Origin of the sequence: Streptomyces sp. NPDC020379, from assembly GCF_044387105.1 — a bacterium.
GTDB lineage: Bacteria > Actinomycetota > Actinomycetes > Streptomycetales > Streptomycetaceae > Streptomyces.
Genome location: NZ_JBIRVR010000006.1, coordinates 63,239 through 80,828 on the forward strand (window position 1 = coordinate 63,239; position 17,590 = coordinate 80,828).

Sequence of the window (17,590 nt, forward strand, 5' to 3'; positions counted from 1 at the left end):
GCCGGGCCGGACGGGCCGACGCCATGGGGGCCATGGGGGCGCCCGGGTGGGGATAACCCCACCTCCGGCCGGACAGCGCTGCTCGCCGTGACCTTGTCAGGGCCTAGACTCCCGTGCGTAAAGAATCGTCGAAATGTGCTGGACAGGGAGCGAGGGCGGACGTGCCGGAGGCCACCGTGCGCACCGACAGTGCGGGCGTCCCCGACGTCCAGCTGGCGACGGACTATTTCCACAGCTATTCGGTCGTCGGACTGCTGGCGGTCGTCGGCGTGCTCTTCGTCGCCGTCGCCTTCGCGTCCGGACGGCTGCTGCGGCCCGTGGTGCCGACGCCCGAGAAGCTGCTGACGTACGAGTGCGGCGTCGACCCCGTCGGCGAGGGCTGGGCACACACCCAGATCCGCTACTACGTCTACGCCTTCCTGTACGTGATCTTCGCGGTGGACTCGATCTTCCTGTTCCCCTGGGCGACGGTCTTCGCCGCGCCGGGCTTCGGCGGCGCCACGCTCGTGGAGATGTTCATCTTCCTCGGCTTCCTGGCCGTGGGTCTGTTGTACGCATGGAAGAAGGGCGTCCTCGAATGGACGTGACACCGGTGGACCTGCCCGAGCCCCGACGGCTGGGCGTACTGTCCCGGCTCGCGCCCGAACCCATGAAGGTGGTCCTGAACTGGGGCCGCCGCTACAGCCTGTGGGTCTTCAACTTCGGCCTCGCCTGCTGCGCGATCGAGTTCATCGCCGCGTCCATGGCCCGGCACGACTTCATCCGGCTCGGCGTCATCCCCTTCGCCCCGGGCCCCCGCCAGGCGGACCTCATGATCGTCTCGGGCACGGTGACGGACAAGATGGCCCCCGCGGTCAAGCGGCTGTACGAGCAGATGCCGGAGCCGAAGTACGTCATCTCCTTCGGCGCGTGCTCCAACTGCGGCGGCCCGTACTGGGACTCGTACGCGGTGACCAAGGGCGTCGACCAGATCATCCCGGTCGACGTCTACGTCCCCGGCTGCCCGCCCCGCCCCGAGGCGCTGCTCCAGGGCATCCTCAAGCTCCAGGAGAAGATCGCCCAGGAGTCCCTGCGGGACCGGTACGCGACTGCCTCCGGCGGTTCGCCGGCTTCCGTGGGTGCGGCCTCCGGCCCGTCGGCCGCGGCGCTGAAGAGCGGCCTGGTGACGCCGCCGACGCCGGGCGCGACGGGATCCGCCGCCGCGAATGCCACCGGTGAGGGCTCCGGCAGTGGCTCCGCCACGGGGTCCGCCTCCGGCGATGCCACCGGTGAGGGCTCCCCCACCGATTCCGGGGAGGCCGGCCGATGAGCGAGCCGACGCATCAGGGTGAGGACGCGCCGAAGGACGCGGCTGCCGAGCCCGCCCCCGCCGCCGAGGCGGCTGCGCCGCCCGTCGGGTGGCTGCCGCAGGGCGCTGCTGAACTCTTCGGCGAGGGCGCGAGCGCCGAGGAGGCGTACGGGCTGCTCACCGTCGACGTGCCCGCCGCCGCGTGGCTCACCGCGCTCGAAACGGCCCGCACCACGCTGGGCTGCACGTTCTTCGACTGGCTGAGCGCGGTCGACGAGCCCGGTACGGGCTTTTGCGTCTGCGCCCACCTCGTGGCCCTGCCCGGCCCGGACGGCGGGGTGCGCCGCCTCGTCCTGCGCACCACCGTGCCGCACGACAAGCCCGCGCTGCCGACCGCGACCGGCGTCTACGCGGGCGCGGCGTGGCACGAGCGCGAGACCCACGAGATGTTCGGCGTGGACTTCACCGGGCACCCCCACCTCGTACCGCTGCTGCTCCCCGAAGCCTTCGAGGGGCACCCGCTGCGCAAGGACTTCGTGCTGGCGGCGCGCGTCGCGAAGGCGTGGCCGGGCGCGAAGGAGCCGGGCGAGTCCGAGGGCGGCGGGCCGAAGCGCCGTCAGATGCTTCCGCCGGGCGTCCCCGACCCCAACGAGTGGGGCCCCCTCAAGGGCCAGCTCCCCCCGGCCCCGGCCCGCCCGGCACGCGGAGCCCGCGCGGCGGCCGCGGGCGACCGCCCCGTACGCCGCGCCCGCAGCGTGAGCGAGGGCTCGGCGAGCCAGGCGCCGGCGGAGCCGGCTCCGCCGACGGACCGCCCGGCTCGTCGCAGCCGCAGTGTGAGCGAGGGCTCGGCGAGCCAGCAGGCCGCCGGGGCGGCGGCCGAGTCCGCGCCCGACCGCCCCGCGCGGCGCGGCCGCAGCGCGGCGGACGGTTCGGCGAGCCAGCAGGCCGGGACGGAAGAGGCGCCGCCTACCGGGCCCGCTCCCGCGCGCCGTTCGCGCAGTGCGAGTGAGGGTTCGGCGAGCCAGCAGGCCGCCGCGGCGGAGGCGCCGCCGGTGGCGGACGGTCCCGCCGGTGAGCAGCCCGGCGTGGCGGCTCCGGCACGCCGTTCGCGCAGTGCGAGTGAGGGATCCGCGAGTCAGCAGTCGGGTGCGGGCGTGCCCGCGCGGCGCAGCCGCAGTGCCGCCGATGGCTCCGCGAGCCAGCAGCCGAGCGCCCCCGATGGTTCCGCGAGCCAGGGCGAGCCGCCCCGCGCGCCGAGCACCGCGCCGCGGTCGCCCGATGCGCCGTGGCACCACGCCCGCCCCGCGTTCGAGGACGACAAGACCCCGCCCGCCCGGGCGGAAGCCGTGCCCTCCGCGGGAGCGGAACCGGCACCGCCTGCGCGCCCCGCGGCAGCGGAATCGGCGGAAGCCGCACCCTCCGCGGCAGCGGAACCCGCACCACCCGCGCCAGCGGAATCGGCAAAGCCCACACCCCCTGCGGCAGCGGAACCCGCACCACCCGAGCCCCCCGCGGCAGCGGAGCCCGTACCCCCCGCCGCTGCGGAGACCCCCGACCAGCCCGTCCGTGAAGACCAGTCGGCAGAAGACCGGTCCGTGGACGACCGGAAGCCGGCCCCCGACGCCCGGCCCGAGACGACCGAAGGAGGCGACGTCCGTGAGTGACACCCTCGACGTCGTGCTGCGTCTCGTCGCCGTGTTCGCCGTCTTCCTCGTGCTGCCGCTGGCGATCGGGCAGACCGAGCACAAGGTCATGGCCCATATGCAGGGGCGGCTCGGGCCGATGTACGCCGGTGGGTTCCACGGCTGGGCACAGCTCGTCGCGGACGGCGTGAAGTTCGCGCAGAAGGAAGACGTCGTGCCCGCGGGCGCGGACCGGCGGATCTTCCAGCTCGCGCCGGCCGTCGCCCTCCTGCCGTATCTCCTGGTGCTGGTCGCGATCCCGGTCGGGCCGGGCAACGCCGTGGGGCAGTTCATCGACGCGGGCATCTTCTTCGTCCTCGCCGTCATGGGCGTCGGGGTGCTCGGCTCGCTGATGGCCGGCTGGGCGTCGGCCAACAAGTTCTCGCTGCTCGGCGGCCTCCGCACCGCCGCCCAGCTGATGGCGTACGAGCTGCCGATGCTGCTCGCGGCGGCCTCGGTCGCCATGGCGGCGGGCACGGTCTCGCTGCCGGGCATCGTGGACGCCTTCCACTGGTGGTGGGTGCCCTGGCAGATCGTCGGCGGCCTCGTCTTCTTCACGGCCGGGCTCGCCGAGCTGCAACGCCCGCCGTTCGACATGCCGGTGGCGGACTCCGAGATCATCTTCGGCGCCTACACCGAGTACACCGGCCTCCGCTTCGCGCTCTTCCTCCTCTCCGAGTACGCGGGCATCGTCGTCCTCTGCGGTCTGACGACGGTCCTCTTCCTCGGCGGCTGGCACGGCCCGTTCGGCGCCGACGGCCTCGGCTGGCTGTGGACGCTGCTCAAGACGCTCGTCCTCGCCTTCGTGGTCATCTGGCTGCGCGTCACCTATCCCCGACTGCGCGAGGACCAGCTGCAGAAGCTGGCCTGGACGGTCCTCATTCCGCTCGCCCTGGCGCAGATCGCGCTGACCGGCGTCGTCAAGGTGGTGATCCAGTAGTGGCGATCCCCGGCTCCGGCCTCGCCAAGGGCCTCGCGGTCACGCTGCGGACGATGACGAAGCGTTCGGTCACGGCGCAGTACCCGGACGTGCAGCCCGAACTGCCGCCCCGCACCCGCGGTGTCATCGGCCTGTTCGAGGAGAACTGCACGGTCTGCATGCTGTGCGCCCGTGAGTGCCCGGACTGGTGCATCTACATCGACTCCCACAAGGAGACCGTGCCCCCGGCCGCCCCCGGCGGCCGCGAGCGCAGCCGGAACGTCCTCGACCGGTTCGCCATCGACTTCTCGCTCTGCATGTACTGCGGCATCTGCATCGAGGTGTGCCCCTTCGACGCGCTCTTCTGGTCCCCGGAGTTCGAGTACGCGGAGACCGACATCCACGACCTCACCCACGAGCGCGACAAGCTGCGCGAGTGGATGTGGACGGTGCCGGAGCCGCCCGCGCTGGACCCGGCGGCCGAGGAGCCGAAGGAGATCGCGGCGGCCCGCAAGACCGCGGAGAAGATGGCCGCCCAGCGGGAGAAGGAGAAAGAGACAGAGGAGGGAGAAGCGTGACCGCCACCGCAGCGCTCGCCGCTCAGGCGCACAGCACCGCAGCGCTCGCCGCTCAGGCGCACGGCACCCACACGCTCGCCGCCGCGCAGACGCAGGGCTTCCTCTCCACGTCCGGCGTGGAGGTCGCCTTCCTCCTGGTCGGCCTGGTCACCTTCGGGGCGGCCCTGGTCACCGTCACCACCAAGCAGCTGGTGCACGCCGCGCTGTGGCTGGTGGTCACCCTCGGCGGGCTCGCGGTCGAGTACCTCCTGCTGACGGCGGAGTTCATCGCCTGGGTGCAGGTGCTGATCTACGTGGGTTCCGTCGTCGTCCTGCTGCTCTTCGGGCTGATGCTCACGAAGGCGCCCATCGGCCGCTCCCCGGACGCCGACTCGGCCAACCGCTACCCCGCCCTCGGGGTCGCGGTCGCCGCCGCCGTCGCCCTGGTGTGGGTGGTCGCCGACGCCTTCCGTACGACGTGGATCGACCTCGACGGCGCCGCCCCGCAGGGCACCACCAAGGTCTCCGGAGAAATCCTCTTCCGGCACTGGGTGCTGCCCTTCGAGGCCCTGTCCGTGCTGCTCCTCGCGGCGCTCGTGGGCGCGGTCGTCCTCTCGCGGCGCAAGGCCGGCGCCGGCTCCGGGACAGCTGACGGCACGACAGGGGGGAAGCGCTGATGCACCTCGTCTATCCCGCCGTCCTCGCCGCCCTGCTCTTCTGCACCGGCCTCTACGGCGTGCTCGCCCGGCGCAACGCCATCCTCGTCCTGATGTCCGTCGAGCTGATGCTCAACGCCGTCAACCTCAACCTCGTCGCCTTCGACGTGTGGCTGCGCGACACGCTCCACGCGGGCCAGGCGCTCACCCTCTTCATCATCGCGATCGCCGCCGCCGAGATCGGCATCGGCCTGGCGATCGTGCTGCTCGTGTACCGCAACCGCGGCACCGCCGACATCGACCGGCTCCGCGACCTCGGTGAGGACGCCCCCGGATCCGACGCCGGACCGGGTGACCGCGAGGAGAAGGCGGAGGCCGCCGCGTGACGACCACGACCACCGCCGTACTCGTCCCCCTGCTGCCCTTCCTCGGCGCCGCCGCGGGGCTCCTGCTCGGCCGCCGCGCGCCCGGCTTCGTGCGGCCCCTCGCCGTGCTGCCGACCCTCGCCGCGGCCGTGCTCGCCGTCGTCGTCGCCTGCCGGCAGGGCGGGGGAGCGCCCCTCGACGCCGCCACCCGGCTCACCCCCACCGGGTCCGTGCCCATCGACCTCGCGCTGCACCTCGACGGCTTCGCCGTCCTCGTGGCCGTGCTCGTCGGCGTCGTCGCGACCTGCGTCCAGCTCTACTCCACGGCCTATCTGCGCGACGACCCGCGCTACCCCTCCTACGCGGCCCTCGTCTCCCTCTTCACCTCCGCCATGCTGCTCGTCGTCTACTCCGGCGACCTCATGGTGCTGCTGGTCGGCTGGGAGATCATGGGCATCTGCTCGTACTTCCTGGTCGGCCACTACTGGGAGACCGAGGCCGCGCGCAGCGCCTCGCTCAAGGCGTTCCTGGTCACCAAGCTCGGTGACGTGCCCTTCCTGATCGGCATCCTCGCGCTGGCCGCCGATGCCGGAACGTTCCGGATCAACGGCATCCTCAGCGCCGTCGCCTCCGGCTCCGTCGGGCACCCGACGCTCATCGCGCTGCTGCTGCTCGCGGGCGTCGCGGGCAAGTCCGCGCAGTTCCCGCTGCACACCTGGCTGCCCGACGCGATGGCGGGCCCCACGCCCGTCTCCGCGCTGATCCACGCCGCGACGATGGTCGCCGCCGGTGTCTACTTCATCGCCCGGCTCCTCCCCGTCTTCACCGCCTCCTCGGCGGCGCTGGTGGTGCTCGCCGCGATGGCGGCGGTCACCATGGTCGGCTCGGCGCTCGCCGCGCTCGCCCAGGACGACATCAAGCGCGTGCTCGCCTACTCGACCGTCGGCCAGCTCGGCTACATGACCGGCGCCCTCGCCGTCGGCGACCGCGACGCGGCCGTCTTCCACCTCATCTCCCACGGCGCGTTCAAGGCCCTCCTCTTCCTCGGGGCGGGCGTGATCATCCACGCCGCCGGCACCAACTCGCTGGGCGCCATGGCCCGCATGGGCGGCCTCGCCAAGCGCGTCCCCGACGCGTACTGGACGATGACCGTCGCCCTGCTCGCGCTGGCCGCGATCCCCCCGTTCAGCGGCTTCTTCTCCAAGGAGGCCGTCCTCGGCGCGGCCGAGCACGCCACCGGCGCCGACGCGCACGGCATCCCGCACGCGGCCGGCTGGACCGTCCTCACCGCCGGGCTGCTCACCGCCCTCCTCACCGCCGCCTACGCCACCCGGCTGTGGCTGCTCGCCTTCCACGGCAAGGGACCGCAGGCGCCCGACCTTCCCCGAGCTCCCGACTCCGTTCGAGCAGGGGAGACCCCCCTCAGGCAGCCCGCCGTCATGAACGCCGTCCTGTGGGTCCTCTTCATCCCCACCCTCGGGCTCGGCCTGGCGGCCTGGAAGCTCCCTGACTTCTTCGACGGGCGCTCCCTCACCCCGACCCTCACCACCTCCGTCCTCGGCACCGGCTGTGCCCTCGCCGGCCTGCTCGTCACCTACGCGGCCTGGCGGCGCACCGCCCCCCTCGCGACCCGCGTGCCCCTGGGCGCCGTCGCCGCCGACCCGGACGCGGCCCCCTACGTCTCCGAGGAGGAGGCCATCGCCACCCATGTGGCGGCCTACGGCCACATCGCGGGCGCCCACGACCCGGCCGACCCCGGCCGCCTCCTCCTCGGCCCCCTGCACCGCCACGCCGTCACCGGCTTCCACCTCGACGCCGTCTACGCGAAGCTGTTCGTACGGCCCGTACGCGCCGCCGCCCGGCTCGTCCGCTTCCTCGACCGCGAGGTCGTCGACGCCTACGTCAGCGGCGCCGGAGGCGCCCCCCGCCTGCTCGGCGCGGCCGTCCGCCGCGCCCAGACCGGCAATGTGCAGACCTATCTCAGCGCCCTGCTCGCCGGCTCCGTCGTCCTGGCCGTCGCCGCCGTGCTCGTAGCCACCGGAGCCTGACCGTGAGTCATACCGTCATGCAGTCCCTCCTCGCTGCGACCGTCGCCGTCCCCCTCCTCGGCGCCGTCGCCGCCCTGCTCCCGGCCCCGCCCGGCCTCAAGGGCAAAAGCCCGGAGCAGGCCGTGCTCCGCCACGGCGTCACCGTCACCGGCGTGGTCCTGGCCCTGACCGTGGCCCTCGCCGCGGGCTTCGACCACGACCACCCCGCGCGGATGCAGGCCACCACCGACATCAGCTGGATCCCCGCCCTCGGCATCCGGATCCACCTCGGCGTCGACGGCGTCTCGCTCCCCCTCCTCGTGCTCACCGCGCTGCTGACCTTCCTCAGCGCGCTGTACAGCTACTTCAAAATGCCGTCGGGCCCGTCTCCCAAGGCATTCGTCGCGCTGATCCTCGTGCTCGAAGCCGGCACCCTCGCGAGCTTCGCCGTCCTCGACCTGATGCTGTTTTTCCTGGCCTTCGAGATGGTGCTCATCCCGATGTACTTCCTCATCGCCCGCTGGGGCGGCGAGGGCAGGGAACGCGCCGCGTGGCGGTTCATCCTCTACACCCTGCTCGGCTCCGTCGTGATGCTGCTCGGCCTCCTCCTCATCGGCATCAAGGGCGGCACCTTCGACATGGTGGCACTCGCCACTGACAACGGCTCCGGGCTCAGCCACACCACGCAGGTCATCGCCGTTCTGGCCATCGGCATCGGACTGGCCGTCAAGGCCCCGATGTGGCCCTTCCACAGCTGGCTGCCCGACGCCCACACCGCCGCCCCGACCGTCGGCTCGGTCCTCCTCGCGGGCGTCCTGCTGAAGATGGGCACGTACGGCTTCGTCCGCATCGTCCTGCCCATCGCCCCCGAGGGCGCGCACACCTTCGCGCCCTACCTCGCCGCCTTCGCGGTCGTCGGCATCATCTACGGCTCGCTGGCCTGCCTGGCCCTCGCCCGCCGGGGCGCCAAGGGCGACCTCAAGCGCCTGATCGCCTACTCCTCGGTGGGCCACATGGGCTTCGTCCTCCTGGGCATCGCCACCCTCACCCCCACCGGCGTCAACGGCGCCCTCTTCGCCAACATCGCCCACGGCCTCATCACCGGCCTCCTCTTCTTCCTCGTCGGCGCCATCAAGGACCGGCACGGCACCAGCGATCTCGACGCCCTCTCCGGCACGGCCGGCGCCGCGCTCTACGGCAGGGCGCCACGCCTCGGCGGCCTGCTCGCCTTCGGCGCCGTCGCCTCGCTCGGCCTGCCCGGACTCGCCGGGTTCTGGGGCGAGATGCTCGCGATGCTCGGCTCCTTCCATCCCGCCGAGGGCCTCAGCCGCCCCGCCTACCTCACCTACATGGCGCTCGCCGGCCTCGGCACGCTGCTCACCGCCGCGTACATGCTGATCGTGGTGCGCCGGGTGTGCATGGGCGGCGACGGCGAGGGCAGGCCCGGGGGCGCGCCCGCCCTCACCGACGTCCAGACCTACGAGTTCGCCGCCTGGACCCCCCTCGTCGCCCTCACCGTCCTCGCCGGACTCTGGCCCGCGGCCCTCCTCGGCCTCACCGACCCGGCCGTTCAGCAGCTCCTCCGAGGAGGCAACTGATGGTTCCCCTCGCCGGAAGCGCGGTCCAGTCCGTCGACTGGCTCGCCATCGCCCCGCCCACCGTCGTCGCCGTGACGGCGCTCGTCGTCCTGGTCGCCGACCTCTTCCTGCCCGCGCGGAAGAAGCCCCTCCTGGGCGGGATCTCGATCGCTGGCCTCACCCTCGCCGGGCTCTCCCTGCTGCCGCTCCTCGACGGCGACCGCTCCACCTTCTGCCTGACGTCGGGCACGCGCGCGTGCAGCTACACGGCGGACCACTTCACCCTCGTCATCCAGCTCCTCGTGCTGGGCGGCGCCCTGCTGACGGCCCTGCTGTCCGTCAGCGACCTCGTCGACTTCGCGCTCCCCTCGGGCGAGTTCTGGTTCCTGCTGCTGTCCTCCGTCGCGGGCGCCGCCCTGCTGCCCGCGTCCCGAGACCTCGCGACCCTCGTCGTCGCCCTCGAAGTGGCCTCCCTGCCCGCCTTCGCCCTCGTCGGCCTGCGCCGCGACGACAGCCGCTCCTCCGAGGCGGCCCTGAAGTTCTTCCTCTCCTCGGTCACCGCCACCGCCGTGACGCTCCTCGGCGTCAGCTTCGTCTACGCCGCGACCGGCACCCTGCACCTCACCCAGGTGGCCGACGCCCTCACCCACGTGGACCCGCGCCTCGGCACCCTCGCCCAGGCGGGCGTGGCCCTCACCCTCGTCGGCTTCGCCTTCAAGACCGCGGCGGTGCCCTTCCACTTCTGGGTGCCCGACACCTATGTGGGTGCCCCGCTGCCCATCGCGGCCTATCTCTCCGTGGTCGGCAAGGCGGTCGGCTTCACCGGCCTCATCCTCGTGACGGTCGTCGCGTTCCCGTCCTACGCGGACGTCTGGGCGCCCGCCCTCGCCGTCCTCGCCGCGCTCACCATGACCCTCGGCAACGCCGGCGCCCTGCGCCAGCGCCCGGACCGCACCCGCAGCGCCGTACGCCTCCTCGCCTGGTCCTCCGTCGGCCAGGCCGGCTATCTGCTGGTGCCGATCGCGGCCGCCGGATACGCCGACGACCCGGGCCACGCCATCGGCTCCACCGTCGCCTACGCCCTGATGTACGCGGCCGTGAACCTCGGCGCCTTCGCCGTCGCCGCGCTCGTCGCCCGTACGCACCCGGCGCACCGCGTCGCGGACTACCGGGGCCTCTACGCCCGCAGGCCCCTGGCGGCCCTGGCGCTCGGCTTCTTCCTGCTCTGCCTGGCCGGCCTGCCGCCGGGCATCATCGGCCTGTTCGCCAAGGTCACCGTCTTCCACGCCGCCGTGGACGCGGGGCTGGGCTGGCTGGCGGTCGTCATGGCCGTCAACGTCGTGATCGCCCTCTACTACTACCTCCAGTGGACGGCGCTGCTGTTCCGCGCGCCGGAGAGTGCGCCGGAGGCCGGGGCGGAGGGGCAGGAGGCCGAACGGCCCGCGCGGATCCCGCTGCCGCTGGCCGCCGCGACGGCGCTCGCGGCCCTCGCCGGCCTCGCCCTGTCGGGCGCCCCGCAGCTCGTCCTGCGCTTCGCCTCGGGGGCGTTGCTGTAGGCACGCTCACCCGTACGGCTCAGGCGCCCCCTCGCGCGCACAAGGGAACCAGCGGCCTTCGTCTGGCGTTGATCGGGCAGGAAGGTTCCACTGGAGGCTCCACTGCGAAGTGGCAGCGCACCACCGCGAAGGGTTCCCCTGCCGCACGATTTGGAGGGCGTACCGTGCACCGCCGGCACAACGGGCTCAGGACCGCGGTCCTCCTCGGGGGGCTGTCCGCGCTCATCATCGTCATCGGCAGCCTCTTCGGGCGGGTGGGCCTGGTCGTCGCCGTCGTGGTGGCGCTCGGCACCAACGCCTACGCCTATTGGAACAGCGACAAGCTGGCCCTGCGGGCGATGCGGGCCCGGCCGGTGAGCGAGTTCGAGGCGCCGCGGCTCTATCGCATGGTGCGCGAGCTCTCCACGGCCGCCCGCCAGCCCATGCCCCGGCTGTACATCTCACCCACCGAGGCGCCCAACGCCTTCGCCACCGGCCGCAATCCGCGCAACGCCGCCGTCTGCTGCACCGACGGCATCCTGCGCCTGCTCGACGAGCGCGAGCTGCGCGGCGTCATCGGCCACGAGCTCAGCCATGTCTACAACCGCGACATCCTGATCTCCTCGATCGCCGGCGCGCTCGCCTCGGTGGTGATGTTCCTGGTGAACTTCGCCTGGCTGATCCCCTTCGGCAGATCGGACGACGACGAGGGCCCCGGCATCGTCGGCATGATCATGATCATGCTGCTGGGCCCCATCGCGGCCTCCCTCATCCAGCTCGCCGTCAGCCGCTCCCGGGAGTACGAGGCGGACGCCTCCGGCGCGCGCCTGACCGGCGACCCCCTGGCCCTCGCCTCCGCCCTGCGCAAGCTCGAAGCGGGCACCCAGCGGCTCCCGTTGCCCCCCGAGCCGCGCATCGAGACCGCGAGCCACATGATGATCGCGAATCCGTTCCGCGCGGGCGAGGGGATGTCCAAGCTCTTCTCCACCCACCCTCCGATGGCCGAGCGCATCAGCCGCCTCGAAGGCATGGCGGGCCGCCGGATCTGAGCCGGCCCGCCCGGCCCGCCCCGCCCCGGCCGTTCGCACAGGAGGCAGCGACCGGTGCTCGGCGGCCTCGGAGAGCTCGGCGGTCTCGGCGGCCTTGGCGAAGGAGAGCGTCCACGCGCCGCTTCCTTTCGCGGGCGCCGGGCCGGGGTAGCCATCAGTGGTGAGCGCGGGCCGGGGCCGGGCTGCCGCCTGCTCCCGCCCCGGGCTCCGGACAGGGAGGTGAGGAGGGATGGTCCTGCTGGACCTTCAGGCGATGAACCTCGTAGCTCGTGAGGACATGGCGCTGCATCCGGGTGCCATGGACAGCGGTCTGAGTGTTCTGAGCTGCGACGGCGACGACGACGAGTGACAGGGGCGGGGGCGCTGCTTCTGCGGTGTCCCCGCGGCCTGCCCGGGCCTTCGGGCGCCGTTCGCCCTTGTGGACCGGGCCGCGCACGCGGTGCGTGGCGGGTGCCACTCTCAGGCGGCCGGACTCGGCGTCAGGCGGCGCCCGTCCGCCGGAGCCGCCCCCGCCGAGCCCGCGCAACCGCCTTCAGGGCAACCACCCTCCGGTGGGTAAGCGTCCTGCTCGCTAGGCACTGTTTCGCGTGGGAGGCTGTATTCATGAGGTTCATCCTGAATGTCATCTGGCTGGTCCTCTGCGGCCTTTGGATGGCAATCGGCTATGTGGTCGCGGGCCTGATCTGTTGCGTTCTGATCATTACGATCCCCTTCGGGATCGCTTCCTTCCGCATCGCCGGCTTCGCCCTGTGGCCCTTCGGGCGGACCACCGTCGAGCGGAGTGACGCCGGGGCGGGCTCGCTGATCGGCAACGTCATCTGGTTCGTGTTCGCGGGCTGGTGGCTGGCGCTCGGGCACATCTTCACCGGCATCGCCCTGTGTCTCACGATCATCGGCATCCCGCTGGGCATCGCCAACTTCAAGCTGATCCCGATCTCCCTGATGCCGCTGGGCCGCGAGATCGTCCCGACGGACCGCCCCTTCGCCACCCGCTGAACAGCACGCCCACGCACGGGCGGAGCACCGCACGCACGACGAGGGCGCGCCGGGGAGGATCACCCCCCGGCGCGCCCTCGTCGTCGCTGCGTCCCGGGCCACGGCGGTCCGTGGCCGGTGCGGCTAGCGGTAGTTGACGAACTGGATCGCGAAGTCCAGGTCCTTGCCCTTGAGGAGGGCCTGGACCGCCTGGAGGTCGTCGCGGCTCTTGGAGCTGACGCGCAGCTCGTCGCCCTGGACCTGCGCCTTGACGCCCTTCGGCCCCTCATCGCGGATGATCTTGGCGACCTTCTTCGCGTTCTCCTGCGAGATCCCCTCCTCGACCGAGGCGAAGATCTTGTACTCCTTGCCGGATGCCTGCGGCTCGCCCGCGTCCAGGGACTTCAGCGAGATGCCCCGCTTGACCAGCTTGGTCTCGAAGATGTCGAGGACGGCCTTGACCCGCTCCTCGGCATTGGCGCGCATCTCGATCTTCTCGCCGGACCACTCGATCGAGGCGCCGACGCCCTTGAAGTCGTAGCGCTGCGAGATCTCCTTGGCGGCCTGGTTGAGGGCGTTGTCGACCTCCTGCCGCTCGACCTTCGAGACGATGTCGAAACTGGAGTCGGCCATATTGAGTTGGCTCCTCATACGTAGATCCATCAGGGGGTACGGCCCGTGGCCGCTCCGCAAGCCTAGTCACCCGGACCCCGCGCGAGGGGTGATGAATCGAGTGGCGGACCACCCCTGGTCATCGGGTATGGTTTACGTCGTTGCCACGGAGCACCACCGCAAGGCGGAATCCGCGGCGGCAACCCTTGGCGGTGTGCCCGAGTGGCCAAAGGGAGCAGACTGTAAATCTGCCGGCTCAGCCTACCCAGGTTCGAACCCTGGCGCCGCCACATGTGAAGGGCCTTCTCCTTATCGGAGAAGGCCCTTCTGTGTTTTCCGGATGCTCGCGGATTACCCGCGCCGCCGGGAGAATGTGATCTCCCGCACTTTCCCGGGAGTGGCTCGTTGCGCTCCCCGGCTCAGCCCTCCACCACGCTCTTCACCGCCTCGTCCACCGGCGTGTCGCCCGCGATCAGCTCCAGCGTGCGCCCCGCCGTGCGGGGTTCGGCCAGCAGCGCCGCCAGGACCGCCGCCACGTCGTCCCGGGACACCGGCCCGCGGCCCGTCGCCTCGCCCAGGGCGACCCGGCCCGTACCGGGCTCGTCGGTGAGCCGGCCCGGCCGCAGGATCGTCCAGTCCAGCCCGGCCCGGGCCCGTACGTCCGCGTCGGCCGCGCCCTTCGCCCGGAGGTACGCGGCGAAGACCGGGTCGGTGCCCTCGGGAGGCTCGCGGTCGGCGCCCATCGAGGAGACCACCAGGAAGCGCCGGACGCCCGCCGCCTCCGCCGCGTCGGCGAACAGGGCGGCCGCGCCGCGGTCCACGGTGTCCTTGCGTTCCATGCCGCTCCCCGGCCCCGCCCCGGCCGCGAAGACGGCCGCGTCGGCGCTCTCCAGGTGCCGGGCGATGTCCGCGACCGACGCCGACTCCAGATCGCACACGACCGGCTCCGCGCCCGCGGCGAGGAGGTCCCCGGCCTGCTCCGGCCTGCGGATGATCCCCGCGATCTCGTCCCCGCGCCCGGCGAGCAACCGCTCCAGCCGCAGCGCGATCTGACCATGTCCACCAGCGATGACAATGCGCATGATCCGACCGTACGCGCCACGGCCCGCGCCGCCACGCGGAAGGGCGCGAACCGGCCTGATCGGGCGCCCGTCAGGAGACCTCGCCGCCGCGCGAGGACTGCCGCGGCAGCTCCAGCGCCGCCGCGGCCGAGGAATCGCAGTACTCCCGCACCGCGCTGGTCCGCGCCACCACGCGCCCCCGGTGCACCACCAGACGGCTGTAAGCGAGCGACAGCACACCCTCGACATGGCGCCCCCGCACGGCCAGGAGCTCCGCGGGGAAGCCCGCCTCGACCCGGACCGGGGGCAGCCCCATCGCGGCCCGCGCGCAGCCGCTGACGGCCTCGTAGGCGTCCAGCGGGCGCAGCTCGCCGCGCGAGGCCAGCAGGAAGGCGGCCTCCAGGGGGTCGCCGCGGCCGACCGGGTTGGCCGCGTCCCGCAGCGCCCCGCTGCCGGCCGTCACCCGCACCCCGGCCGCCCGCAGCAGCCGCACCGGCGCGCAGCGCGAGACCCGGGCCCCGCGCTGCTCCAGGGCGCCGCAGTCGCCCTGCGGCAGGCACACCACGGTCACCCCGGCCGCCGCCAGCTGCTCGGCGGCCCGCACGGCCTGCTCGTACGGCAGCCGGGCCAGGCCGCCGCAGGGGCCGAGGGTGACGCCGGGGCGCAGGCCGCCGGCCATGGCGGCGAGGCGGGCGAGCCGGGCGGGGTCGGCGCCGTCGGTGTGCAGGTCGACGGCGCAGCCGTGCTCGGCGGCGAGGTCCAGGACGGCCTCGGCGTAGCCGGTGGGGTCGGGGTCGAGGTCGGGGCAGCCGCCCACGGCCGCGCCCATCTTCACGGCGTCCCGCAGCATGGCCAGCCCGTCGGCCCCGGCGACCCCGGTGAGCAGCCGGGGGACCGCCACGGTGGTCAGGTCGGTGAGCCCGCGCAGCGCCCGCCGCGCCTGGAGGACGGCTTCGAGCGAGCGCAGGCCCTGGACGTCGCCGATCCGCACGTGCGAGCGCAGCGCGGTGGCGCCGTGGCCGAGCTGGAGCAGCGCGGCCTCGGTGGCGCGGCGCTGGACGTCCTCGACGGAGTGTGGGACGGGCCCGTCGGCGTCCGCCGTGAGCGCCGTGTCGCCGTGTCCGTGGGGCTCGGCGGGGGCGGGCAGCAGCAGATAGCCGCCGAGGTCGACGCGCGGTCCGGGGGCGAGACTGCCGGAGGTCCCGACGGCCTCGATGGTCCCGCCGCTGAGCCGTACGTCCACGGTGCGGCCGTCGGCGAGCCGGGCGCCGCACAGCACCAGGGCGCTGTCGCCGGGCGCGGCGCCGGGGACGGGCGGGGTGTCGCCCCCGGGGTTTCTCGGGGGCTGCGGCTGGCTGTCGGGCATCGCGCTCCTCCGGGGTCCGGGGCGTGCATGATCACGCAGCGTGTTCCGAGCCTAGGGCGCGTTCGGATCGGCTTCGAGCAAGCGACGAATAGTCGTACTGGTGTGGTGTGAGAGGGGCGGGAAGAGCCCTCCGGGGTGGCCGCCGGATACGGATTTCACGTTCGGCGGCCAACCGTGTAATGTCTTCCTCGCTCGCCCCAATAGCTCAGTCGGCAGAGCGTCTCCATGGTAAGGAGAAGGTCTACGGTTCGATTCCGTATTGGGGCTCTGGTGTGTGAGGTTCCTCGCCTTCGGGCGAGGATCTCTCTCGCATCAAAGCGGTGTAGCTCAGTCGGTAGAGCAAGCGGCTCATAATCGCTGTGTCACCGGTTCAAGTCCGGTCACCGCTACACGTAGTAGCCGATTGTGGGGTCGGTCCTCCGGTCGGCTACTCTTGTCTGCGTTCATCCGTCCATCCGTCAAGGAGCACTCACGTGGCTGCCACCGACGTCCGCCCGAAGATCACGCTGGCCTGCGTGGAGTGCAAGGAGCGGAACTACATCACCAAGAAGAACCGGCGTAATGACCCGGACCGTCTTGAGATGAAGAAGCACTGCCCTCGTTGCAACGCGCACACCGCGCACCGCGAGACGCGCTAAACACAGGCTCGTTCATGAGGCCGTCCCCAGATCCTGGGGGCGGCCTCATGGCGTATCCGCGACCGTTCGCGGAATCGGCGCCGGTTCCCCCGGATCCCGTGAACCGGTTCCCAGGAATCCATCGCAGTCCACTCAGGAGGTGCCGAGCCCATGGCACTCGACCAGTCCTTCGTCGGACGGACCTATCCGGCCACCGAGCCGTACGAGGTCGGCCGGGAGAAGATCCGCGAATTCGCCGAGGCCATCGGTGATGCCAATCCGGTCTACACCGACCCCGAGGCCGCCAAGGCCCTCGGTCACCCGGATGTGATCGCTCCGCCGACCTTTGTGTTCGCGATCACCTTCCGCGCCGCCGGCCAGGTCGTCCAGGACCCGCAGCTCGGCCTGGACTACGACCGCGTGGTGCACGGCGACCAGAAATTCGCCTACACCCGCCCGGTCCGCGCGGGCGACCGGCTGACGGTCACCTCCAAGATCGAGGCGATCAAGTCCATGGCGGGCAACGACCTGGTGACCGTCCGTGGTGACGTGCACGACGAGTCCTGTGAGCATGTGGTGACCGCGCACACGATGCTGGTGGCGCGCGCCGCCGAGGAGGCGTGATGGCAGCGAGCATTTCCTACGACGAGGTCGAGGTCGGCACCGAACTGCCGGTGCGGTCCTTCCCGGTGACCCGTGCCACTCTCGTCCGCTACGCGGGCGCCTCGGGCGACTTCAACCCGATCCACTGGAACGAGAAGTTCGCCAAGGAGGTCGGGCTGCCGGACGTCATCGCGCACGGCATGTTCACCATGGCCGAGGCGGCCCGCGTGGTGACCGACTGGACCGGCGACCCGGGCGCGCTCGTGGAGTACGGCGTGCGGTTCACCAAGCCGGTCGTCGTGCCGAACGACGACGAGGGCGCGGTCATCGAGGTCGGCGGCAAGGTCGCGGCCAAGGACGACGAGTCCCGTACGGTCCGCGTCGACCTGCTGGTCAAGAGCGCCGGCCAGAAGGTGCTGGGCATGTCCCGCGCGGTCGTCAGGCTCGCCTGAGCGACACCCTCCGGAACGCTGACGTAAGGGGCACTCGCCAAGGGCGGGTGCCCCTTACGTCGGGCCCCGGACCCGCGCCTCAGGGGCGCGGGGGAACCGCGCGACCAGCCGTACCCGACCCGCAGTCGCACACGAAGCTCACGTGGCTCTTCGGCAGGCGTGCCGCAGCAGCGACGGCAGGCGCGGCCGAAAACCGAAGAGCACCCTGAAAACGGGACCTGGCGGCAGGATCCCGTGAGCGGGGTGACC

The 17,590-nt window shown here is 72.4% G+C and carries 19 protein-coding genes and 3 tRNA genes; 19 read left to right on the forward strand and 3 right to left on the reverse strand.

All coding sequences use genetic code 11. The features are described 5' to 3' along the window. The first annotated feature begins 161 nt into the window (after window positions 1–161). The 13 genes from ACH427_RS09995 (at window position 162) to ACH427_RS10055 (ending at window position 12,651) form a co-directional block, all read left to right on the forward strand. Window positions 162–587, forward strand: coding sequence for an NADH-quinone oxidoreductase subunit A (locus ACH427_RS09995; RefSeq protein WP_366003503.1), 426 nt, complete (start codon window positions 162–164; stop codon window positions 585–587). Next, window positions 578–1,309, forward strand: a complete 732-nt coding sequence (locus ACH427_RS10000; protein ID WP_398868958.1) for an NADH-quinone oxidoreductase subunit B — start codon at window positions 578–580, stop codon at window positions 1,307–1,309. Before ACH427_RS09995 ends, ACH427_RS10000 begins: the two co-directional genes overlap by 10 nt. Next, window positions 1,306–2,952, forward strand: a complete 1,647-nt coding sequence (locus ACH427_RS10005; RefSeq protein WP_398868959.1) for an NADH-quinone oxidoreductase subunit C — start codon at window positions 1,306–1,308, stop codon at window positions 2,950–2,952. Before ACH427_RS10000 ends, ACH427_RS10005 begins: the two co-directional genes overlap by 4 nt. After that, window positions 2,945–3,910 (forward strand): NADH-quinone oxidoreductase subunit H, encoded by a 966-nt coding sequence (locus tag ACH427_RS10010; RefSeq protein WP_398868960.1) that lies wholly within the window; start codon window positions 2,945–2,947, stop codon window positions 3,908–3,910. Before ACH427_RS10005 ends, ACH427_RS10010 begins: the two co-directional genes overlap by 8 nt. Window positions 3,911–3,963: 53 nt before the next feature. Then, window positions 3,964–4,467 (forward strand): NuoI/complex I 23 kDa subunit family protein, encoded by a 504-nt coding sequence (locus ACH427_RS10015; RefSeq protein ID WP_398869182.1) that lies wholly within the window; start codon window positions 3,964–3,966, stop codon window positions 4,465–4,467. Continuing rightward, on the forward strand, window positions 4,464–5,123 hold the full coding sequence (locus tag ACH427_RS10020) for an NADH-quinone oxidoreductase subunit J (protein ID WP_398868961.1): 660 nt from the start codon (window positions 4,464–4,466) through the stop codon (window positions 5,121–5,123). The genes ACH427_RS10015 and ACH427_RS10020 overlap by 4 nt, the downstream gene beginning before the upstream one ends. Further along, the gene (nuoK, locus tag ACH427_RS10025; protein ID WP_398868962.1) at window positions 5,123–5,488 is read left to right on the forward strand and encodes an NADH-quinone oxidoreductase subunit NuoK; all 366 of its coding nucleotides are present in this window, start codon (window positions 5,123–5,125) and stop codon (window positions 5,486–5,488) included. Before ACH427_RS10020 ends, nuoK begins: the two co-directional genes overlap by 1 nt. Next, window positions 5,485–7,515 carry an NADH-quinone oxidoreductase subunit L gene (locus ACH427_RS10030; RefSeq protein ID WP_398868963.1) on the forward strand — a complete coding sequence of 677 codons (2,031 nt, stop codon included), beginning with the start codon at window positions 5,485–5,487 and terminating at the stop codon, window positions 7,513–7,515. The genes nuoK and ACH427_RS10030 overlap by 4 nt, the downstream gene beginning before the upstream one ends. Before the next feature lie 17 nt (window positions 7,516–7,532). Next, a complete protein-coding gene (locus ACH427_RS10035; protein ID WP_398869183.1) occupies window positions 7,533–9,092 on the forward strand; it encodes a NuoM family protein in 1,560 nt (519 codons plus the stop codon). Next, complete coding sequence (locus ACH427_RS10040) at window positions 9,092–10,627, forward strand: NADH-quinone oxidoreductase subunit N (RefSeq protein WP_398868965.1); 1,536 nt, start codon at window positions 9,092–9,094, stop codon at window positions 10,625–10,627. Before ACH427_RS10035 ends, ACH427_RS10040 begins: the two co-directional genes overlap by 1 nt. A 164-nt stretch (window positions 10,628–10,791) precedes the next feature. Continuing rightward, complete coding sequence (htpX, locus tag ACH427_RS10045; RefSeq protein ID WP_398868967.1) at window positions 10,792–11,655, forward strand: zinc metalloprotease HtpX; 864 nt, start codon at window positions 10,792–10,794, stop codon at window positions 11,653–11,655. Window positions 11,656–11,884: 229 nt separating this feature from the next. Continuing rightward, window positions 11,885–12,004 (forward strand): SapB/AmfS family lanthipeptide, encoded by a 120-nt coding sequence (locus ACH427_RS10050; protein WP_398868968.1) that lies wholly within the window; start codon window positions 11,885–11,887, stop codon window positions 12,002–12,004. Between the two features lie 254 nt (window positions 12,005–12,258). Continuing rightward, the gene (locus ACH427_RS10055; protein ID WP_398868969.1) at window positions 12,259–12,651 is read left to right on the forward strand and encodes a YccF domain-containing protein; all 393 of its coding nucleotides are present in this window, start codon (window positions 12,259–12,261) and stop codon (window positions 12,649–12,651) included. A gap of 123 nt (window positions 12,652–12,774) precedes the next feature. Here ACH427_RS10055 and ACH427_RS10060 read toward each other — a convergent pair whose 3' ends face one another. Then, complete coding sequence (locus tag ACH427_RS10060; protein WP_398868970.1) at window positions 12,775–13,263, reverse strand: YajQ family cyclic di-GMP-binding protein; 489 nt, start codon at window positions 13,261–13,263, stop codon at window positions 12,775–12,777. 187 nt (window positions 13,264–13,450) lie between these two features. Between ACH427_RS10060 and ACH427_RS10065 the strand changes: the two genes are divergently transcribed. After that, window positions 13,451–13,532: transfer RNA gene (locus tag ACH427_RS10065), tRNA-Tyr, on the forward strand. Window positions 13,533–13,661: 129 nt separating this feature from the next. Here ACH427_RS10065 and ACH427_RS10070 read toward each other — a convergent pair. Together ACH427_RS10070 and ACH427_RS10075 are read right to left on the reverse strand one after the other, a co-directional pair. Then, complete coding sequence (locus ACH427_RS10070) at window positions 13,662–14,324, reverse strand: NAD(P)H-binding protein (RefSeq protein WP_398868971.1); 663 nt, start codon at window positions 14,322–14,324, stop codon at window positions 13,662–13,664. Between the two features lie 70 nt (window positions 14,325–14,394). After that, window positions 14,395–15,669, reverse strand: coding sequence for an amidohydrolase family protein (locus tag ACH427_RS10075; RefSeq protein WP_398868972.1), 1,275 nt, complete (start codon window positions 15,667–15,669; stop codon window positions 14,395–14,397). 194 nt (window positions 15,670–15,863) lie between these two features. On the opposite strand from ACH427_RS10075, the gene ACH427_RS10080 reads away from it, so the two are divergent. The 5 genes from ACH427_RS10080 (at window position 15,864) to ACH427_RS10100 (ending at window position 17,341) form a co-directional block, all read left to right on the forward strand. Further along, a tRNA-Thr gene (locus tag ACH427_RS10080) sits at window positions 15,864–15,936 on the forward strand. A gap of 49 nt (window positions 15,937–15,985) precedes the next feature. After that, a tRNA-Met gene (locus ACH427_RS10085) sits at window positions 15,986–16,058 on the forward strand. Between the two features lie 84 nt (window positions 16,059–16,142). Beyond that, entirely contained in the window at window positions 16,143–16,307 is a 165-nt protein-coding gene (rpmG, locus tag ACH427_RS10090; protein WP_004571794.1) for a 50S ribosomal protein L33, read from the forward strand. Between the two features lie 150 nt (window positions 16,308–16,457). After that, on the forward strand, window positions 16,458–16,910 hold the full coding sequence (locus ACH427_RS10095; RefSeq protein ID WP_398868973.1) for a MaoC family dehydratase N-terminal domain-containing protein: 453 nt from the start codon (window positions 16,458–16,460) through the stop codon (window positions 16,908–16,910). Next, window positions 16,910–17,341, forward strand: a complete 432-nt coding sequence (locus tag ACH427_RS10100; RefSeq protein ID WP_398868974.1) for a MaoC family dehydratase — start codon at window positions 16,910–16,912, stop codon at window positions 17,339–17,341. The genes ACH427_RS10095 and ACH427_RS10100 overlap by 1 nt, the downstream gene beginning before the upstream one ends. Window positions 17,342–17,590 lie beyond the last annotated feature (249 nt).

Excerpts from the sequence above, each read along its gene's own strand:
- ACH427_RS10000 (WP_398868958.1), top strand. The coding sequence starts at position 578 with ATGGACGTGACACCGGTGGACCTGCCCGAGCCCCGACGGCTGGGCGTA.
- ACH427_RS10005 (WP_398868959.1), top strand. The coding sequence starts at position 1,306 with ATGAGCGAGCCGACGCATCAGGGTGAGGACGCGCCGAAGGACGCGGCT.
- ACH427_RS10015 (WP_398869182.1), top strand. The coding sequence starts at position 3,964 with ATGACGAAGCGTTCGGTCACGGCGCAGTACCCGGACGTGCAGCCCGAA.
- nuoK (WP_398868962.1), top strand. The coding sequence starts at position 5,123 with ATGCACCTCGTCTATCCCGCCGTCCTCGCCGCCCTGCTCTTCTGCACC.
- ACH427_RS10035 (WP_398869183.1), top strand. The coding sequence starts at position 7,533 with ATGCAGTCCCTCCTCGCTGCGACCGTCGCCGTCCCCCTCCTCGGCGCC.
- ACH427_RS10040 (WP_398868965.1), top strand. The coding sequence starts at position 9,092 with ATGGTTCCCCTCGCCGGAAGCGCGGTCCAGTCCGTCGACTGGCTCGCC.
- ACH427_RS10050 (WP_398868968.1), top strand. The coding sequence starts at position 11,885 with ATGGTCCTGCTGGACCTTCAGGCGATGAACCTCGTAGCTCGTGAGGAC.
- ACH427_RS10055 (WP_398868969.1), top strand. The coding sequence starts at position 12,259 with ATGAGGTTCATCCTGAATGTCATCTGGCTGGTCCTCTGCGGCCTTTGG.
- ACH427_RS10060 (WP_398868970.1), bottom strand. The coding sequence starts at position 13,263 with ATGGCCGACTCCAGTTTCGACATCGTCTCGAAGGTCGAGCGGCAGGAG.
- ACH427_RS10070 (WP_398868971.1), bottom strand. The coding sequence starts at position 14,324 with ATGCGCATTGTCATCGCTGGTGGACATGGTCAGATCGCGCTGCGGCTG.
- ACH427_RS10075 (WP_398868972.1), bottom strand. The coding sequence starts at position 15,669 with ATGCCCGACAGCCAGCCGCAGCCCCCGAGAAACCCCGGGGGCGACACC.
- ACH427_RS10095 (WP_398868973.1), top strand. The coding sequence starts at position 16,458 with ATGGCACTCGACCAGTCCTTCGTCGGACGGACCTATCCGGCCACCGAG.
- ACH427_RS10100 (WP_398868974.1), top strand. The coding sequence starts at position 16,910 with ATGGCAGCGAGCATTTCCTACGACGAGGTCGAGGTCGGCACCGAACTG.